Origin of the sequence: Candidatus Kryptonium sp. (assembly GCA_025060635.1) — a bacterium.
Taxonomy (GTDB): Bacteria; Bacteroidota; Ignavibacteria; order Kryptoniales; family Kryptoniaceae; genus Kryptonium.
The window spans coordinates 99,654-120,969 of sequence record JANXBN010000002.1 but is presented as its reverse complement, the minus strand read 5'-3'; the positions used below and the strand labels follow the sequence as shown (position 1 = coordinate 120,969).

At 36.7% G+C, this 21,316-nt stretch carries 11 protein-coding genes and 1 tRNA gene; 2 read left to right on the top strand and 10 right to left on the bottom strand.

From position 1 onward, the window contains the following. Positions 1–62: 62 nt before the first annotated feature. The 8 genes from NZ923_04895 to NZ923_04860 form a co-directional block, all read right to left on the bottom strand. On the bottom strand, positions 63–1,355 hold the full coding sequence (locus tag NZ923_04895) for a hypothetical protein (GenBank protein MCS7229353.1): 1,293 nt from the start codon (positions 1,353–1,355) through the stop codon (positions 63–65). A 121-nt stretch (positions 1,356–1,476) separates the two neighbouring features. Then, a complete protein-coding gene (locus NZ923_04890; protein ID MCS7229352.1) occupies positions 1,477–3,972 on the bottom strand; it encodes a M1 family aminopeptidase in 2,496 nt (831 codons plus the stop codon). 55 nt (positions 3,973–4,027) lie between these two features. Then, positions 4,028–5,170, bottom strand: a complete 1,143-nt coding sequence (locus NZ923_04885) for a PLP-dependent aspartate aminotransferase family protein (GenBank protein MCS7229351.1) — start codon at positions 5,168–5,170, stop codon at positions 4,028–4,030. A gap of 76 nt (positions 5,171–5,246) precedes the next feature. Beyond that, positions 5,247–6,734, bottom strand: a complete 1,488-nt coding sequence (locus NZ923_04880; protein ID MCS7229350.1) for a tetratricopeptide repeat protein — start codon at positions 6,732–6,734, stop codon at positions 5,247–5,249. Positions 6,735–6,846: 112 nt separating this feature from the next. Then, positions 6,847–10,053, bottom strand: coding sequence for a response regulator (locus tag NZ923_04875; protein ID MCS7229349.1), 3,207 nt, complete (start codon positions 10,051–10,053; stop codon positions 6,847–6,849). A 75-nt stretch (positions 10,054–10,128) separates the two neighbouring features. Continuing rightward, complete coding sequence (gene secG, locus NZ923_04870; GenBank protein MCS7229348.1) at positions 10,129–10,485, bottom strand: preprotein translocase subunit SecG; 357 nt, start codon at positions 10,483–10,485, stop codon at positions 10,129–10,131. Between the two features lie 183 nt (positions 10,486–10,668). Next, positions 10,669–12,339, bottom strand: coding sequence for a hypothetical protein (locus NZ923_04865; GenBank protein ID MCS7229347.1), 1,671 nt, complete (start codon positions 12,337–12,339; stop codon positions 10,669–10,671). Between the two features lie 326 nt (positions 12,340–12,665). Beyond that, positions 12,666–12,749, bottom strand: a tRNA-Ser gene (locus tag NZ923_04860). Between the two features lie 224 nt (positions 12,750–12,973). Between NZ923_04860 and NZ923_04855 the strand changes: the two genes are divergently transcribed. Beyond that, positions 12,974–13,933 (top strand): tetratricopeptide repeat protein, encoded by a 960-nt coding sequence (locus tag NZ923_04855; protein ID MCS7229346.1) that lies wholly within the window; start codon positions 12,974–12,976, stop codon positions 13,931–13,933. Further along, the gene (locus tag NZ923_04850) at positions 13,930–14,544 is read left to right on the top strand and encodes a hypothetical protein (protein ID MCS7229345.1); all 615 of its coding nucleotides are present in this window, start codon (positions 13,930–13,932) and stop codon (positions 14,542–14,544) included. Before NZ923_04855 ends, NZ923_04850 begins: the two co-directional genes overlap by 4 nt. A gap of 47 nt (positions 14,545–14,591) precedes the next feature. Here NZ923_04850 and topA read toward each other — a convergent pair whose 3' ends face one another. Both topA and rpoC read right to left on the bottom strand, forming a co-directional pair. Then, positions 14,592–16,853 carry a type I DNA topoisomerase gene (gene topA / locus NZ923_04845; protein MCS7229344.1) on the bottom strand — a complete coding sequence of 754 codons (2,262 nt, stop codon included), beginning with the start codon at positions 16,851–16,853 and terminating at the stop codon, positions 14,592–14,594. A gap of 91 nt (positions 16,854–16,944) precedes the next feature. Then, positions 16,945–21,294: a DNA-directed RNA polymerase subunit beta' gene (gene rpoC, locus NZ923_04840; protein ID MCS7229343.1), complete on the bottom strand. Its 4,350-nt coding sequence runs from the start codon at positions 21,292–21,294 to the stop codon at positions 16,945–16,947. Positions 21,295–21,316: the final 22 nt, after the last annotated feature.

Sequence of the window (21,316 nt, the reverse complement as noted above, 5' to 3'; positions counted from 1 at the left end):
CAACACATCCACTGGTCAAAGAACTATATAAAAATTCATTGCCAAAATTTTTAAAAAGCAATCTAATCAAGCTCGTATGAAAAATAAATCGCTATCTCTTTTTGCTTTACAAATTCCTCAACCCCGGGTTCGCTTTCCATATATGTGATCACAAGAGGGAATATGTTCGGATAAACTCCTTCAAATCTTTTAAGCCGATACTCTATAAAGTTTTCAACATCGTTTTTTGAGAGTTGGCTTTTGCACTCACCGATGATTGTTATCTCCTGTCCGTCTTTTTCGGCATGAGCAAATATGTTAACTTCAATATCTTTCCCATATTTATCCTTGATGAACCTTCTTATTAAAATCTTTTTGATATCAATACCGTAATCCTTCTTCAAAAGTTTAGGCAAAACCTTGTAAGCTCTATCTTCAAGACCAAAACCAATTGAATCGGACAATTCCCCGAATCTTCTTCTCATATCTCTCATCTCATTTGTAAGCGCTCTTATGTCATCCGTAAGCTCCCCAATTTTTTGAGTAAGCCAGTTTATCCGCTCCTCGCTTTTTCTCTGGGCTTCTGCTAACGCATCAACTCTTTGTGTAAGTTCATCAACTCTTAACGCAAGCGCATTCAATCTTTCTTCTGTCTTTCTCTGTGCTTCAGCAAGCGCATCAACTCTTTGTGTAAGCTCATCAACCCTTAATGCAAGCGCACTCAACCTTTCCTCTGTCTTCCTCTGTGCCTCTGCAAGTGCATCAACTCTTTGTGCAAGCTCATCAACCCTTAATGCAAGCGCACTCAATCTTTCCTCTGTCTTTCTCTGTGCCTCTGCAAGCGCATTAACTCTCTGCGTGAGTTCGTCAACCCTGTGAGTAAGAACATCAACCCTTTGTGTAAGCTCATCCAACCTTTGCGTGAGATTGTCAACCCTTTGGGTAAGTTCATTCAACCTTTGTGTGAGTTCGTCAACCCTTTGAGTAAGAACATCAACCCTTTGTGTAAGCTCATCCAACCTTTGCGTGAGATTGTCAACCCTTTGGGTAAGTTCTTCAAATCTTTGTGCAAGTGAATTTAACCTCTCTTCCGTTTTCCTTTGTGCATCAGCAAGCGCACTGACTTTTTGAGTAAGTTCATCAAATCTTAATGTAAGCGTATTTAATCTCTCTTCCGTTTTTCTCTGCGCCTCTGCAAGATCACTAACCCGAATCGTAAGATTTACCTGCGCTTCACCAAGTTGCTTAACTATCTCCTTTAATTCATTAAAATCATCTTTCGTAACATATGCTGCCTTTGCCCGTTCATCAATTATCTTTTCTATTTCCTTTCGAGCGGTAGATGTCATTTTAAATGTTTTGCCAAGCTTGGGCATATTTATTACCGATTGAGGTTTTAAAAACCTCTTAAAAAATAATAACTTGGTTAAACCAAAACAAGCTTTCCATTAATGATCCTGCGCTTTCTAACAAATCAATGTCTTGGGAACATTTTTGTTATTCTCCTTGCAATCTATCCTCCAACCTCGCAATTGCATCCCATATTGCTTGCAACATCCTACCATCAACCTCCTTTTTCTCTGCCGTCCTCAAATACCTCAAAACTTCCTCATCCCCTATGCTACCGAGAATGTTATAAATTATCATTCTAACAAAAAACTCTGGAATATCAACCATTCCGAAAATAAAATCTTTTATGCTCTTGTCTTTATCAGCAAAATTTGAAAGCGTTGAAATTGAAGCCATCATAACCGACGGATGATTACCACGAATTGAATATCTCTTAAGGATTTCAATTGCCTCCTTCTCATACTTTGTGTTCTTGAAATCAGCCAATCTTCGCAAAGCGGTTGTTCTAATGATTTCCTGATGTGAATTCATTCCAAGAGCGTTCTTTATGATTTCCATCTTGTTCATGGAATCAATCAAAGCAAGAGAATTTACAGCAGACGCAATGACATAATAACTTCTGTCGGTTTTTATAACTTCGCTCAAAAACCTCGCAACGAAATCAAATTTAAAATCTTTTAAAGCCTCAACAATGCTTCTTCTAACTCTTGAATTTTGCTCATTTTTGAAAATTTCAATCAAAAACTGCGCCGTGCTTTCATCTTTTAGTTTTCCAAGACTGGTTATGGCTTCCTGCCTTACTGCGTAGAAATCGTTGCTTTTGGCAATTTTCTTCAAAACCTCCACGACACTTTGTTCATCTAAAATTTCCCCAAGCTCCTGAACTGCCCAAAATCTATCTATCATTTCGCTTGCGTTTAAAGCCTGATAAATCAGTTCATCTTTTGATTTGTCAAAAAACAGATCTTTTAAAATCCAATTTCCTTTGTCAAATATGACCATTAAAGGTTTGCTATCAACCTTGAACTCAAAAGTTTGCTTTCTCTTATCAATAAAAACTCTATGAATTTGGCTTCCTGAATTTGTCGTTATCTCAACATCAACTGGTGTCTTGAAAACATCAGGCGTGAGTGAATCCGCTTGATGAATTTGCTCAACGGTCAAAGTAAGCAATTTGTTCGCTTCGTTGTAAGTATAGCTTACCACAAAAATTGGATATCCAGCTTTGTAAAGCCATTGCTCAAAGAACCATTTCAAGTTATAACCCGTTGCCTCTTCTATGGCAACCCTTAAATCTTCAGTTTCAACATTTTGATATTCGTATCTTTTCGCATAATAATTCATCGCTTTCCAGAAAAGTTCATCCCCGAGTATAAATCTTATCATGTGAAGAATTGAACCACCGCGTTGATAGATATGAGGCCCGAAAATATCCGTCGGATCAAAATATCTATTCCACACAGTTGGTTTTTTATCGCTCATATCAGCAAATTTTGCGGTTCTTTGCATATTGTAAACGCTATATTGAAATTCATCTTTGCCCCTTGAATGTTCAAAATAAAGCGAAGTGAAATAAGTTGCAAATCCTTCGTTCAACCACGCATGCTCCCAACTTCTGCAAGTTAAAAGATTGCCCCACCACTGATGAACCAATTCATGTGCTACAAGCCCATCGCTTGAGACATCAAGATGTGCCCTCTCATCATGGATCGTTGAACTTGTGAGAGTTGTTGCTGTTATATTCTCCATTCCCCCATAAAGAAAATCTTCAACTATGGTTTGAGCGTATTTGTTGTACGGATACTTATAACCAATTTTTTCTGAAAAGAACTTCATCATATCTGGTGTTTTCTCAAACGAAAGATGAGCGTATTTCGCATTTGACTTGTAAACATAATACTCAAGCGGAATGTCAAGATAATAATCTTGAAGTTTGACATATTCACCTGCAACTATTGAAATCAAATAGCTTGAATGTGGTTTATCCATAAACCAGTGATATGTCTTCAAACCTTGCTTTTTATCTTCTTTAACAGAAAGCAGTTTACCATTTGAAATAACTACGAAATTTTTATTAACGGTTGCAATAACTTCGCTTGTGGACTTATCATTTGGGAAATCATAGCAAGGAAACCAATAACGATTATCTTCAGGTTGACCTTGAGACCAAATTTGATAAGGTTTGTTTGGATATGCTGAATCAGGTTGAACAAAATATAAACCTTTGCGTGGGTTTGAAACGAGATACTCAACTACGACCGCAAGCGTGTCTTTAAGAGTATATGCTTGGTCAAGATAAATTTTCAATTTCTTTGCAAGCGAATCAAAGTTAAAATTAAGTGGCTTTCCATTTACAAAATAAACTTTTTTTATCTTCATTTCAGCTGCATCAAGTTCAAAAACTTTAAACTCAGGGCGAAGCGGAACAAATTTCGTCGTGACTTTTCCATCAACAGTTTTTCGTTTTTCATCAAGTTTAACTTCAATTTTTATATGTAAAACATCATAAGTTCTTTCTCTGGTTTGATGCGCTGGAGGTGGGGTTGGTGACTTGTAATAAAACCTCGGACGCTGAGCAAAAGATGAACTTAAAGTCAAAAGAATAGAAAAAGCGATAATGAAAACAACCTTAACCTTTCGCATTTTTCAACACTCCTAACTTTTTTAGAAATTTGACGGCGTGGGAAACAAAGCAGTTTCAAATTTTATCAAGCGCTTGCTCAAGATCAGAAATCAGATCTTCAACATCTTCAATTCCAACGGATAATCTCAACATCCCTTCTGTCAAACCAAGTTCTCTTTTCTCATCATCAGGCACAGATGAATGGCTCATACTCCAAGAATGATTTACCAAACTTTCAACGCCCCCAAGTGACTCAGCAAGTGTGAAGATTTTTAAAGCGTCAAGAAATTTTCTAACATTTTCAATTGACCCAAGGTCAATCGTTACTATACCTCCGAAATCTTTCATCTGCGACTGTGCAAGTTCATATTGAGGATGCGATGGAAGCCCTGGATAGAAAACTCTTTCAACTTTTGGATGCGATGCGAGGAAAATAGCAACTCTTTTCGCATTATGGCAATGCTGTTTCATTCTAACCGCAAGAGTCTTTATTGATCGTAAAAGGAGCCAACAATCAAACGGACTTGGAACTGCACCAAATGCTCGTTGAATATACCACAACGGTTTTTGCAACTCTTCCCTATTTATCACAACGATACCTCCAACGACATCGCTATGACCATTCAAAAATTTCGTGCTACTGTGAATAACTATATCACAACCAAGTTCAAGCGGTCTTTGGAGATATGGAGTCATAAATGTATTGTCAACTGCAATTAAAATCTCTTTATTTATTGAATCACGAAGTTCTGAAAGCCTTTTTAAATCTGTAAGATAAAGCAACGGATTTGAAGGAGTTTCAGCAAATATCATTTTGGTTTCGTCCCGAATTGCGCTCTCAACATTTTCTACACTCGTCATATCAACAAAAGAGAAATTAATCCCCCATTTCTGCATTTCTTTGAAAACCCTCAATGTCCCACCATAGATATTTTTAGTGGTTACTACATGATCCCCTGGTTTTAAAAGTTGCATAACAGCGGTCACGGCAGCAACACCAGACGAAAATGCAAAAGCATATTTCCCATTCTCAAGCTTTGCGATATTTTCTTCAAGCATCTTACGATTCGGATTTTGCGTCCTTGAATAAACATAAGGTGCGTTTTCATCTCCGAACTTCCTGGCGTATGTTGTTGCAGGATAGATTGGTGGTATGACTGAAAAAGATTCTTTATCAGGTTTTTGCCCGAAGTGAATTGCATCAGTTGAAAAGCCCATTTTTTCACCCTTGGTTTTTTATAAATAAAAAAGGCAGGCAAAAAATTTGCCTGCCTTTTCTCCCTTTAAAAATTAATTATTTTTTATTCCTCAACTCGTCTGCTTTCTCAAAAGCACGCTGTGCCTTATCAACTTCACCAAGATTTGCATAAATTTTTCCGATAAGTTCCCAAATGAAGATATCATTAGGATCAATCTCTGTTAATCTTTCAAGATATGGAAGTGCTTGTCTAAACTTATCTTTCGCCATCTCTTCATACTTTGACTGTTCTTCTAAATTTTGTCTCAAAGCAAGATCCTCAGCTTGTTGTTTTAACTTAACTCCCCAGTTTACATATGCTGCACCAAGGTTATAAATTGCTTCTCTATAGTTCGGATCAATATCAACAGCAGCTTTAAACTCTCTTATGGCGTCTTCAAATTGTTCAGCTCTAAGGAGAAGAACGCCGTAATTATAACGGAAATACTTATTTCCAGGTTGAGCTTCAGCAGATATTCGGAACGCTTCAAGTGCTTCTTCACTTCTTCCAGCATTTATATAAGCATTTGATAGAAAAGCGAGTGTTTCTTCATCGGAAGGAACAAGATTTCTAACCTTGTTAAATACCTCAATTGCCTTGTCATACCATTCCCTTGCTGCATAAAATTCTGTTGAATCAAGCGCAACCGTTACACTACCTTCTTCGTATTTTTCACCTTTAAAATCAATCTTCTTGACGACATCACCCTCAAATTCAAGGGTCAATCCAAATTTTGAATAGATCCATTTTTCAGGTTGTGGTGGCTGTGGTTGCGGAGCTACAGGTCTTGTCTGTCTTCTGCCTCTTGTTTGAGGTTGCGGCTGTGGTTGCGGTTGAGGTTTGTCAACAATGTCAGGTGCTCCAAGTGCGCTCTGAACATCGCTCTTTTTCATTCCAACTCTTATCTCGCGCTTATTCGCTGGATCATCAAATTTCATCGTATGCCTTGCTGCATAATCGTAGTAAATCTTCCCTAACATTTTCATTGCATCAATGTCCTGCTCGTTTGAAAGTTGAATTGCTTTCTTGAGTGGCTCAACTGCTGGATCAATATCACCCTTTGAAAGGTAACTGTAAGCAAGATTCTTATAAGCTGCCCCGCTATCTGGAATTATCTCGGTGCAAGTTTTAAATGATTGAATTGCTTTTTCAATATAAACGACAGAATCACGATTATTACTAAATCTTGTGAAATAAGCTACGCCAGCATTAAAATTATCAACCCAGTATTTAAGTTTGAAATTGTTAATATCCTTTTCAAATCTGTTGGAAATCTCAAGCGACTTATTAAATGCCTCAATCATTCCCTTGTAATTTTTTTGCTCCCCTCTAACATAGCCAAGCAAAAACCAAGCTTCATCGTTTTTAGGGTTATTCTCAACCTCTTTTAAAAGTTGCTTTTCAGCGTTCACCCAGTCCTGCCTTTGCATATAGACCTTTGCTCCTGTAACTTCAGGGCTTGCACATTGAAATCCCGTGGTGGAAAGATAGACTAAAATAACTGCGAATGCGGATAAAACTAAAAGCGACCTTGTTTTTAACATGTTCTTGGGAAAAATTAATTTTTAAAAATTTTTCTCTTCCAAATATAGCAAAAATCAAAAGATTTTACAACAATTAGTCAGCCAAACCTTTCTGCATTATTCTTTCATATCTCTATTCAAGGATTTCGGCTATCATTTTAAGGAGTTTACTTAAATCAAAAGGTTTTTCAATAAAACCTGCTACACCCTTTACTTCCTCTCTCTCCGACTCAGTTATATATCCTGTTGCAATTATAACCTTAACATTTGGATTTATCAAAAGAAGTTGAGCTAGAGTTTCTTTCCCACTCATCTTCGGCATATTTAGATCAAGAATAACGAGATCAATTTCGTCTTTATGTTTTTTATAAATTTCAATTCCTTCAATTCCGTTAGATGCCACATAAACCTTGAACCCCTCAGATTCAAGAAGTTCTTTACCCGAAAATCTTATTTCCTCTTCATCATCAATCAAAAGTAAAGTGCCAGTTTTTATCATTTTTCTCACCTCTTCATTCTTTTTCTCTGACTGGAATTCTTTATGGACAGGAATATAAACTGAAAATTTTGTCCCTTTTCCAAGTTCGCTATAAACTTTAATAAATCCCCCATACGATTTCACTATTCCATAAACCGTTGAAAGTCCAAGTCCCGTTCCTTTTCCGACAGGTTTAGTTGTAAAGAAGGGCTCAAATATCCTCCTTTTGACCTCTTCGCTCATCCCAACTCCAGTATCAATAACATGCATTACAACATACTCAATATCAGGATTCGCTTCAAAACCATTTCCAAGACGACTCTCTGTTCTAAAAATTAATTTACCTCCGTTTGGCATTGCGTCTTTTGCATTTACTGCGAGGTTTAAAATAACCTGTTGAACTTGCGCTTCCTCTCCAAGTATTATGTGGTTTTCAGCTTCAAGATGCGTTTCAATCTCAATATTTCTTGGGAAAGTTTCCCTAAATACTTTGACAGCGTCCTCAATCAGATGATGAAGATTAACCGACTTTAATTCTTCCGATGGTTTTTTCCTTGAGAATGTAAGAAGACGCTTTGCAAGTTCTGCTCCACGCAGCGCAGTTGTGTTAATTGTATCAATCCAACGCATATATTCTGTATCTTTAAGCTTCATTTTAAGAAGTTGACCTGCACCAATTATAATCTGTAAAATGTTGTTGAAGTCGTGAGCGATACCACTTGCAAGCGTACCAAGTGCCTCAAGTTTTTGGATCTGTTGCAATGCTTCTCTTCTCTTAACTTCTTCAGTCACATCAAGGATCATTCCTTGCGCTGCAGGTTTACCTTCATATTCAACTCGCTTCGTATAACCTTCAATAAAAATAACTTCACCATTTTTCCTAAGTCCTTTTGCACTCCACTTGTTTATTTCAAGATCGCCCCTTAACCTATCTCTTAATTGCCTCTTCAATCTCTCTCTATCATCAGGATGAATTAACACAAAATAATCTTTTAAATTCAATATCTCATCCTTAGTATAGCCAAAAATCTCACAAAATTTATCGTTCACAAATTTAAAACCAGAGATATCCATTAAATATGCCCCAAAGAACGGGTTTTCAACAATTGACCTGTATTTCTCCTCAGATTTCACAAGTTCAATTGTTCGTTTCTCAATTTCATATTCAAGATGTTCAGAGAACTTAAAACTCAAAAATAAAATCACCACAAGGCTTATCAAAATACCAAGTGAACTTAAAATCATCCAGAACAAAGCTGTTCTCGGAATAAATTCAAGGATTCCAAAATCTTCAAGAAAATGATAATCAAGCACATAAAATCTATTTGAGTTCAAATTAATTGGGATTGAAGCAATAGCCAAAATTGTTCGCCTTGAATTAGCATAAACTCTTTTATAAATCAATGTGTCACCTATTAGCAAATCGTCGGATTTTATACCTAAAGGTGAATCAACTTGTGAGCTTAAAAATTCAACAAGATCTAAACCAATCGCTTTTTGTTTTCCGGCTATAATGATTTTTGAATCCGGCTCAACAAATAAAATCCTTGAGCTTTTCTCAACAATTTTCTTTAGATTACCATGCAAATTTTCAAAATTAAAATCAACCCCAATCCCGCCCTGAAACTTGCCATTTTCATCAAAATATGGATAAAGAGCGATGCTATGAAACCCGTCGCCACCCCTTAAAATTGGCGTTGTTACAAGTTTTTCTTTTAAAAACTTTTCAGGTATCCGAAAATCAAGGGTTTCAGGATAAGAGTAATAAATTTTGCCATTCTTATCGTAAAGAAATATATTTGAAACTACTTCAGCATACCTTTCCTTTATACTTCTTATCGTATCCTTAATTTTTTCACTTTTAAAATTGTTTTTCATTACAAGTTGAACTTTTAAAGATAGACTTTCAATTTCCCTTTCGGTTTCGCGAGCAAAAACCTTTATAATTTCTGAATCCTTAAAAACTTTATTCCTGAAGATCTGTTCTTGTAAGTCAAAAAACAGTCCAGTTGCAAGAGTTCCAGACAAAACAATTGAAATTCCCGCTAAACCAGCAATTATAGAAAGTCGTTTCATAATATCAGATTTGGCTACGGCTAAGTATCTGGATTTATACTCTTCAAGTAAAAGAGGGGAATGTGAAAATAAAATATGAAGTATGTTAAATGTCAAAAATCCCGCAACTATGACGCCAATTACTTCAAGCACAAACAAAATATATGTAAGAATCGTCCCTGGGAGATCCAAGTTCAAAATATATAACCACAAAATTGGCTCAATTAGGAAATAAAGCGAAACTATTTGGATTTGCCGACTCCTTCGCGGTGCCTTAGCACAAATTTCTTTGTTTGTCATCATTATTTCCCCGAGGATGGTATATGCGCTGAAAAATTGAAATTGAATTATAGCATAAAAAATATCCGTAAATGAGAAAAGAACATCTTGGTTTAAATGAGTCAGAAAATATAAAACCAAAAACACAGCAAAAATAGCACCGAAAAATAAAATTCTTCTCCTTGCTAAAGATATTGAATTTTTAAAGCCCGTAAGCGCTACAAAAAAATTGTAAAGAGCTATTACCCCCATTAAAAGGAGAAATCCACCAATAATGTAAATTATTTGAAGAAGAATAAGCTCACCACTCGTTATAACACCAAATCTCATAGTGATGTAAAACGATTCATAAACCCCTATCAGATAAAAAATAGCGGAGAAAAATAAAAGTGAGGAACCTGTTCTTTTTCCTGTTTCAATAGTAAATCTATAAGCCAAAGCCACAAGCGAAAAAACGGGCAAAAGAACATATAAAAATTCAAGTGCTCCAGTAATAACATTAACGAGGTGCTCTTTTATAAAAAACAACCTTTCACCATAACTTACTTTTTAATTAATCAAATCACGAAAAATTTAAGCTCTCAAGATCTTGAGTTTAGTTATCTACTTCTGCTCCTGCGGAACAGCAGCAGGTTGAGATTGATTAGGCTGAGGTGCAGGAACAGTAACTGGTGGAACTGATTTTGCCCTTTGTTGAATTATGCTCTCGCGGACACTTTCTGGCGTTTTACCAGGAAGAAAGAAAAGATTGATTATAACTGCAAGTAAAAGAAAAATTGCACCCAAGGTTATCGTCGCTTTGCTTAAAAAATCAGCTGTCCTTCTAATTCCGAAAACAGTCCCGAAACCTGCTCCGCCGAACGCTCCAGCAAGTCCACCTCCTCTTCCTGCTTGAAGCAAAACGGCAATTATCAAAAGAACTCCAATTATTATTTCAATCGCAACAAGAACGCTATACATTTTAAACTACAGATACTTTTTGTTTTCAAATGGTTTTTAAATTTACGAAAAAATTTTAAAAACAAAAAATTATACCCCTTGTTAAATTTGAAGGGCATCCATTAAATGAGGGAATTGATAAAATATCAAACCTCCCCCAACATTGTGGGGGAGGTGACACGGTTTAGGTGAGATTAGAAAAAATTACTTAATTAATATCGCTTTCCTTGTCATTGTGAATTCTCCATCGCTATCAAGAGATCTCGCATACATAGTGTAGAAATAAACTCCTGAGCCAACATAATTACCATTATCATCTCTGCCATCCCACTTAACTGTCTTTCTTCCAGGATCAAGATTCGCATCAATAAGCGTTTTCACCTTCTGCCCTAATACATTCCAAACTATTATTTTAACAGCGGAATACTCTGGGATATCAAACTTTATCTCTGTTCCAGGGTTAAATGGATTTGGATAGTTTTGATATAACATATAATCAAGTGGCAAAACCTCGTCAATTGAATAAGCATTATAATTTAAATCGCTTCCGAAATTGTTGACGCTAGCTATGATATTAGGTTCAGCGTTCAAGAATTGTTCAACAGTAACATTAGGAGCGACAATTGTCAATAAAACACTCTCTCCAGTTTTAATATATTCACCACCCACAGCGTAAACAACAATTACAATTTTGTTAAATTCATTTCGCTTCCAGGCAACTGCTAACTTACCAGCATCTGGCATCTTCCATATATCAAGTTTTCCTGGTAAAACTGAAGATGTTAATTCAATCTGAAGTCCTTTTAGTAAAGCTTCGCTATTTTCAAGTTTAACTCTTATTTTGCTTGCTTTCCCACCCGGATTGAAAAATTCAAATTTAAGTTTAGCATCGGCATTAAGTTTTTGAATACCTTCACCAAATTTAGCAATCACCACACCATTTCCGAAACCCTTATCGTTAAATTTAAACACAGGTCTCCCAGCGACCGCACTTATCGCATAACTTGGCCAAACACCACTTACAACAGCGTCTTCAAGCGTTGCAAGATCCATAAGATTAAGTGTTCCATCACCACCGTGGACATCTGCAGCTGTTCTATCTGCATTATCTGGATTCTGGTTATCATATTGAATTGGGGATTCAGAAGCGCTTGATTGATAGAAATATCTATTATTTGGACCAGATGGTGGATCAAAATTATATGTTGCATCATTTACAATAACATTGGTATAATTTCCAACTAAAACATCAGCAAGAGAAGTAATATCAACAATATTGACATTATTATCCCAATCTATATCCCCATATTTGCGTGATACAGTTGATGGATAACCAGTTGGTGTAAATGTTGGCGAAGAAGTCGGGGGCACAAAGGTAGAAGCTGTTATATTTATTGTAGCTGGGCTTAAAGTTGGAGTAACTATTGCGGGTGACGAACCACCTGGGTAATTTCGGATGATTGCGGAAGCATTACTAAGCGTCACACTATACGAGCCAGCGCTTAATGTCGGTAAAGTTACGACTATAACGCTTGAATTAAAACCGGGCTGAAACATTCTACTATTAGTTCTACCATAAACTATTACTCTAACCCCGTTCGTGATATTTGACTCGGAATACAAAAAGTTCGTGCTTAAGTTTGTATACAAATCAACATTACCCGTGTTCAATGTTATTGAAGTAGATGTGATATCAAATTGAAAGCTCCAAACACCCTGAGCGCTATAACTATTTTTCAAAACCACAAAAATTTGCTGTCCTGCTACACCAGCATCAACTTCAATAGGCGATTGATGCCACCCAATTGTCACTTGAGCAATAAGAAGGGAACTAAAAATTGAAATAAAAAATAAAGTTAGTATTAACCTTTTCATGGCTACCTCCACTAATTGTTTTGTTTTAAATTTCGCCACAATCTGTGGCTTTCGTTTTTAATTCTTATTTGAAATATAATAAAATTAACAATCAGTGTCAAGATTTAAAGCGTTATTCAACGGCTCTTGCAAATTTACATTGTCATTTTTTCTTAAAATTCTCAATGTTTTTGTTGGAAACATTGTGATATAGCTCACACCAATTGAAAATTCTACAAATTTTATACCTCTGCGTTTTTCTTCAAAATTTGTTCAAAATAAAAGCTTTATAAAATTGAGGTTTTACATTTTTTCAAGACAGTTAAGAAAAATTACAAAGGAGGGAGCGGAGGGTGAGGGACTCGAACCCCCAAGGGCGCGAAGCCCAGCGGTTTTCAAGACCGCCGCCTTACCAATTAGGCTAACCCTCCAGGCGTTTATAAATTTATAAAATTTTAAAAACAAAATCAAGATTTTTGCCAAATTTTTAAAAATACACCTTCACAAACGAAAAATTTGCCGAACAATTGAAGGTAAATAATAATAAAGATCTTGGGAAAGCATATTAAATTTTCAAAGCAACCAAGCCGACTTGACTTTTACTCAATACTTTTTTATCTTAAAATCAAGTTTAAACAAAAGCAAGGTTAAAGACATGAAAATAGTGGGTTTCACTTTTATTGTTATCATTAGTATAGGGGTTTTGCTTTTAATCCAAGGGTGCGCTTCAACCGCTGAACAGGAAGATATATACGGAAGTGTTGTTGAGGAAACAACCGAAGGAATTGATACTATGCAAATATCTGCTTTATCAGAGGAAAATAAAGCTTTAAAAGAACAGATATCAAAGCTACAAGCACAAAATTCGCAATTGCAAAACGAAAAAGCAGAACTTGAGAAAAGATTAAAATCCTTACAGGAAAACAATTCACAGTTAACAATAAAACTTTCAGACCTTGCAGCACAGCTTGAGGCAGAAAAACAAAAAACAAGGGAGCTATCTCAAAAAATCTCAGTATACGAAACTCGGCCAGAAGCAAGCGAACTTGAACTAAGGTCCGAGCTTGCAAAGCGCGACAGTGAAATCGTTGAATATAAGCAACAAATACGAGATTTGCAGGCAAAAATTGCCGAACTTGAAACCAAATTGGCAACGCAACCATTGGATACTAAAACTCAATTAGCTGGTGCTGATAAATTTATTTACCCTGGTATTCCAGCTGACGCACCGAGAATTGAAATGACCGAAAGACAGTTTAGAAACTATTACAACCTTGGACTTAATGCTTTTAAAAATCGCAAATATAAATTAGCCGTCTCATACTTTGATACATTGTTAAGAAGCACTTATGAAACAAATTTGAAAATAAATGTAGTTTATTGGCTTGGTGAAAGTTATTTTGCCTTAAAACAATATGAAAAAGCAATGGAACATTTCAATTATGTTGCGCAAACAAAATCAGCCAAAACTCCAGATGCGCTATACATGCTTGGACGATGTTATGCAGCACTTGGGAAAATTAAAGAAGCCAGAGATTATATGAACCGTGTCGTAAAAGAATACCCACAAAGCCCCGCTGCAAGAAAAGCAAAAAACAGGTTAGAAAGATTATGAAACTAATTAAATTCTACATCTTAACATTTATTCTGCTTTTCGTCTACTCCTGCACACAAGAACAACAAAGCCAAGTTCTGCCTTATATTGAAATCTCAATTGATAACAAAACTTTCAGAATGGACTCAGTTATGGCTGTTTATGATGATTCTGCAAGGGTTATGAGTTTGATTGGCGCAAAATATAGCGGTGGAAGAACACAACATCTAATAGCGATCGGATTTGAATTTTCAACAGCGACACAAGCGCCCAAGACATACAGCGCGATCAAAACTCCAATTGAAATGATAGCAGTCTACATGGACACATCAAATGTATATTCAACGGCAACGCTTGATTCTCTTGGAAATCCATCAAGCCCAATTGGAACAGGGATCTTGAACCTAACTTCACACAACTTAACACTTCGCACAATCGCTGGAAATTTTGAACTTAGACCGAAAGAAATTAACCCACAGACCTGGGAGCCAAAAACGAAGACAATCCAAATAAGAGGTTCATTTCAATCATATTATGTATTTCTTGCAAGAGGTAGTCAGCCCCCTATACCTTTGAAAATCGTACCAAATCTACACAATAAAATACTTCCCATAGCAAGGAAACAAAGATGAAAATTTTTATCCTCCCTCTCCCGTTGGGAGAGGGAATCTTTCAATTCTCATTCTTTCACTTCAACTATCTCTTCTTTTATCTCTGCTTGACATTTTGGACATTTATAATAAGACAGGGTTTTGCGTGTAGGTTTAACTATCAAAGGATATCCACATTCAGGACATTGCTTTGCTACTGGTTTATCCCAAAGTATGAAATTACACTCTGGATAATTTGAGCAACCGTAGAAAGTTCTCTTTCTTTTACTTTTTCTTTCCACGAGTTCACCTTTATTGCACTCAGGACATTTGATTCCAGTTGTTATTGATTCAGTGTACCTACAAGACGGGTAATTTTCACATCCATAAAATTTCCCAAATTTACCGCGTCTTAAAATTAATCTTCCACCACATTCTGGACAAACTCTAATTTGCTCAATTTCACCATTTACTGGAAAAGCCATTGTATAATTGCATTCCAAATTTGAACAAGCAAGATATTTCCCATACTTATCAAGTTTAACGATCATCTTTGAAGCACATTTAACGCACAATATGTCGGTTTCCTCTTGAATTTGCTCTTTTATTTCATCTTTTCTTTTTTCAAGCTCCTGAAGATAATTTTCAAAAGGTTTGAAAAACGAGTCAACCACTTCAATATATTTCTTCTTTCCAGAAGCAATTTCGTCAAGGTCTTCTTCCATTCTTGCCGTGAACTTATAGTCAACTATATCTGGAAAGTTTGAAACAAGGATTTTATTTACAGCAAAACCTAAATCGGTTGGGATTAGTTTTCTATCCTGTAGCTCAACATATCCACGCTCAAGGATAGTGCTTATTATTGTTGCGTAGGTGCTTGGTCTACCGATGCCTCTTGACTCAAGTTCCTTGACAAGTGAGGCTTCAGTATATCTTGCCGGTGGTTTTGTAAAGTGTTGCTCTGGAATTAAATTTGTAAGGTTCAAAACTTCGCCGACCTCAATTTTCGCAGGTATTTTATTTTCTTTTTCTTCTTCTTTTTCGTCGGTTTCAATTTTTGATTCCTCATATATCTGCATATAACCATTAAACTTAACAACTGAACCTGTTGCTCTAAAAAGATAATTATCGGCGACTATATCAACTGTTGTTTGATCAAGCACAGCAGAAGACATCTGGCAAGCGACAAATCTATTCCATATCAATTCGTAAAGTGCAAAAAGATCTTCGTCAAGATATTTTTTCACAAATCTTGGTTCATATTTCATATAAGTTGGTCTTATTGCCTCATGTGCATCTTGGCTTACTTTTGACTTTTTGAAAATCCTCGGCGATTGAGGGAGGTATTCTTTTCCGTAGTTATTATAGATGTATTCTCTAACAGCGCTTACCGCTTCATCGCTTATTCTTGTTGAATCAGTTCTCATATAGGTTATTAAACCTACTCTCCCTTCCTCTCCGAGTTCAACACCTTCATAGAGTTGCTGCGCGAGCATCATTGTTTTCTTAGGCGAGAAACGCAATTTATTACTCGCTTCCTGTTGAAGTGTGCTCGTAATGAATGGAGGTGCGGGATTTTTCAAAACCTCTTTCTTCTGGATATTGGAAATTTTAAAAACTTTGCTTTTTAAATCGTTAAAGATCTTTTCCGCTGTTTCTTTATCAGTGATTTTAGGATCTTCACCGTTTATCTTGAAAAGTTTCGCTTTTAAAATTTCACCCGAAGATGTTTTAAACTCCGCTTCAATTGTCCAGTATTCTTCCGGTTTGAAATTTTTTATTTCCTCTTCACGCTCACACACTAAACGAAGCGCAACTGATTGAACTCGTCCTGCGGAAAGGGAAATCTTTTCATTCACGACCTTCTTTAAAAATGGGCTAATTCTATAACCAACGATCCTATCAAGAACGCGCCTCGCCTGTTGTGCATCAACCAAATTCATATCTATGTCGCGAGGATTTTGCATTCCTTTTTCAATTCCACTCTTAGTTATTTCAGTAAAAAGAACGCGCTTTACATTTGAATTTACATCTTCAATTTCTGTCTTTATATGCCAAGCTATTGCTTCACCTTCTCTATCAGGATCAGTTGCTATGAAAATTTTACCAACCTTGCTAGCTAAGTTCCTCAACCTTTCAATGACTTCTTCTTTACCGCGAATTACAATATATCTCGGCTTATAATTTTTGTCAATATCTATTCCAAGTTTTGATTTGTCCCGAGGTCTCTTTGGTAGATCTTTAACATGTCCAACGGATGCTTCAACTATGAAATCATTGCCAAGATATTTGCCTATTGTTTTTGCTTTAGCAGGTGATTCAACTATAACGAGACCTTCTTTCTTAGACATATGGAACTACAATTTTTGTTTTTAACAAAAAAGCGACGGTTATAAATCAACCGTCGCTTTAGGTTTAAACTTCAAGAGTTAGGATTTATTTTCACAAAGAAGATGCTTTTTTCTCCATAGCTTTTGCTTTCTCTTCCTCTTCTTCAACCTCTTCAACTTCCTTGGCGATCTCCTTCGGTTTCACCCTAACATCACGATAATCTTTTTCAGCGCTTCTGAATCCAGTTCCAGCTGGGATGAGTTGACCAACCACAACATTTTCTTTCAAGCCGCGCAGATAATCAACTTTCGCTTCTATCGCTGCATCCGTTAGAACTCTTGTCGTCTCTTGGAAAGAGGCTGCGGAGATCCAACTTTCTGTTGTTAAAGCAGCGCTCGTTATCCCAAGCAACACAGGTTCAAACTCCGCACCTTTCGCAGGACGATATTCAACAAGTTTTTTCCTTCTTCTCCTTAACATATCGTTTTCCTTTTCAACCTCAGCTCTTGTTCTCAATTGCCCAACCTTAAACTTTGAATCACCTTTGTTCGTTATGACCACCATGTTTCTTATCCTGTTATTCTCATCATCAACAGCGTCTTTATCAACAATATCTCTCTCAAGGAATTTCGTATCTCCTGGATTTGTAATTTTAACTTTACGCATCATCTGTCTAACGATTACTTCAATATGTTTATCATTGATCTCAACGCCTTCATTTCTGTAAACATCTTGAATTTCATTAACAAGATATTGCTGAACTGCATTAATTCCCTTTATGCTTAAGATCTTATGCGGATCAATTGGACCATCCGTTAACCTATCACCAGCGTTAACACGATCCCCATCTTCAACGATGAGATGCTTCGTTTGCGGTATCTGATAAGTTCTTTCAAATTGTCCATCATCGCTTGTTATTTTAACGATGTAGTAGTTCTTCTCAACCTTTACACTTACAACACCATCTATTTCAGCAAGTTCCGCTGGATTGTTTGGAGTCCTGGCTTCAAAAAGATTTACAACCTTTGGCAATCCTCCAGTTATATCTCTGATCTTAGCTTGCTCTCTTGGGATTTTAGCTATCACATCACCAGCTTTAACATATGCACCGTCATTAAGTTCTGGATTTACAAGTGCTCTTGCAGGTATCGCTTGATAGTGCTCTTCCCCTGTTGAGGTCTTTATTTTAATTCTCGGAACTTTTGTTTTATCTTTTGCTTCAATTATTACTCTTTGCATATGTCCTGTTGTCTCATCAGCTTCCTCACGATATGTGACATCGGGGATGAAGTCAATAAGTTCAATTATTCCACTCTTCTCAGCCAATATTAACGAGTTATATGGATCTGTTTCATAAAGTTCATCTCCCTTCTTAACTTTCTGTCCGTCTTTCACTTTCAGGTCAGATCCATACGGAACAGCATATTTTTTGGAAAGTTCACTTCTTTTTTCATCCTCAACTATTATATAACCTTGCTTTGACATCACACGTAAAACAGTTTCTATTCCTTCGTCTGAAACTTTCTCGTATTGGATATATCTTATGTTGACAAACCTAACTTTACCATCATTTTTCGCAAATATCTTTGATGATCTATATCCAGCACCGGCAACGCTACCACCTGTGTGGAATGTTCTAAGCGTAAGCTGTGTTCCAGGTTCACCTATTGATTGTGCTGCAATTATGCCAACCGCTTCACCAACCTCAACCATTCTACCAGTTGCGAGATTTCTACCATAACATTTAACACAAACGCCGTGTTTGGTTTCACAAGTTAACACAGAACGAACTTCAACTTCTTCAATTCCAGCTTCTTCAATCTTTTGAGCTAAATCCTCATCTATTTCTTGCCCTGCCTCAACAATTATATCTCCAGTAACGGGATGATAAATGTCATGCAAAGCGACGCGACCGATTATTCTATCAGCAAGCGTAACTCTTATCTCTTCACCACCTTCTTCTTTGAGTGCGGTCATGATTATTCCTCGTACAGTTCCGCAATCTTCTTCTGTTACGACGACATCTTGTGCTACATCAACCAAACGCCTTGTAAGATAACCTGCGTCTGAAGTTTTCAAAGCTGTATCCGCAAGCCCTTTCCTTGCACCGTGCGTTGAAAGGAAATATTCCCATATTGAAAGACCCTCACGGAAGTTTGAGAGAATTGGATATTCAATCATTTCATAAGGTTGCCCAGTCATACCTTTCTGTGGTTTCTGCATCAAACCACGCATTCCACCAAGCTGTCTGATTTGATCCTTTGAACCACGAGCTCCAGAATCAAGCATGACGAAGAGAGGATTGAAACCTTGATTCACATTGGAAAGTTTTTCAAACAAAACTTTTGCAACTTTCTCAGTTGCGGCTGACCATTCGTCAATGACTTTATTGTATCTTTCGGAATCGGTAATTTCTCCAGCAAGATAATCCTCAAAGTGAGAATCAACTCGCTTTTGATACTCAGCAATTATCGCCTCTTTTTCCTCTGGAACAATTACATCAGGAACACCAATTGAAATTCCAGATTTAGTTGCGTAATAGTATCCCATGTCTTTCATTTCATCAAGGAATTCAGCGGTGCGAACATTTCCAAATCTCTTATAAATTTTCGCTATTAGATCGGTAAGTTTCTTCTTTGTCAAAATCTCGTTGATAAATCCAATTTCCTTGGGAACGATTTGATTGAAGATAACTCTACCTGTCGTCGTTTCAATGACTTCAAACTTTCCTGTCTCTTGATTAAAGATTCGTACTTTAATTTTAGCATGCAGTCCGAGTTTTCCAGTGTTATGTGCAATGATAACTTCTTCAGGTGATGAAAATCTCTTCCCTTCTCCTAATTCTCCACTTCTTTCCTTTGTAAGGTAATAAAGACCGAGAACGATATCTTGAGTTGCAATTGTAATTGGTTTACCGTCAGCAGGCTTTAGTAAGTTATGACTTGAAAGCATTAGTATTCTTGCCTCAAGCTGTGCCTCGTAAGAAAGCGGGACATGGACAGCCATTTGATCACCATCAAAATCAGCATTAAAAGCAACGCAAACGAGCGGATGAAGCTGAATAGCTTTCGCATCTGTCAAAACCGGTTGAAATGCTTGTATACCAAGCCTATGCAATGTAGGAGCACGGTTTAAAAGAACCGGATGACTTTCAACTATTTTCTCAAGTAATTGCCAAATGATCGGTTCTTTTCTTTCAATGATTCTCTTAGCGGATCGTGAAGCTTTTGCATAGCCATACTCAATCAACTTGCGGATCAAAAATGGTTTAAACAGTTCAACAGCCATATCTTTAGGTAATCCGCATTGATGAAGTTTCAGCTCAGGTCCAACGACGATAACAGAACGACCAGAATAATCAACTCTTTTACCAAGCAAGTTTTGTCTGAATCTTCCTTGCTTGCCCTTCAAAATATCAGATAACGATTTAAGAGGTCTATTCGTATCTGCTTTTACAGCATTAACTCGTCTTGAATTATCAAGTAAAGCATCAACTGCTTCCTGAAGTATTCGTTTCTCATTTCTTACAATTATCTCTGGTGCCCTTACCTCTTTTAACCTCTTCAATCTATTATTTCTGATTATAACTCTACGATACAAATCATTCAAATCGCTTGTTGCAAACCTTCCACCTTCAAGCGGAACAAGAGGTCTCAATTCAGGCGGAATGACTGGAATTATAGTTAAAACCATCCATTCAGGTCTATTTATAAACTCTTCTTTTCCTCCTCTCACAGGTTGCTTCTGATTAAATGCCTCAACCACCTTGAGTCGCTTTAAAATCTCATATTTCTTTTGTTCTGAAGATTCTTTCGTAAGCTGTTCTTTCAGTTCATTTGATAACTTTTCAATGTCCAAGTTTTTCAAGAGATCCCGTATTGCTTCTCCACCCATCTTTGCGATGAATTTATCAGGATGATCGTCTGGTAATTTTTCGTTTTCAGGGAATTGTTCAATTATTTCCTGATATTGCTCTTCCGTTATTAGGTCTTTCTCTTTTAGTCCAGTTTTTCCGGGTTTTATCACAACATATGACTCGTAATAAACGATTTTTTCAAGGTCCTTGGTTGACATTCCAAGCAATGCTCCAATCTTGCTCGGCACAGATCTCAAATACCATATATGCACGACTGGAGTTGCTAATTCTATATGCCCCATTCGTTCTCGCCTTACACTTCTTTGCGTGACTTCAACTCCACACCTATCACAAACAACACCACGATATCTTATTCTTTTATATTTTCCGCAATGACATTCCCAATCCTTAACAGGTCCGAATATCTTCTCGCAAAAAAGTCCATCTCTTTCTGGTTTATATGTTCTGTAATTTATAGTTTCTGGCTTTGTAACTTCTCCGCGCGACCACTGGAGTATCGTATCTGGGCTTGCAAGTTTGATTGAAACTTTGGTTATTTGTCTTTTTCTTAAAAGACCTTCTTTTAAGATTTGAAGTTTTTCCATCTTTAAAACCTCCTGAGAAAAA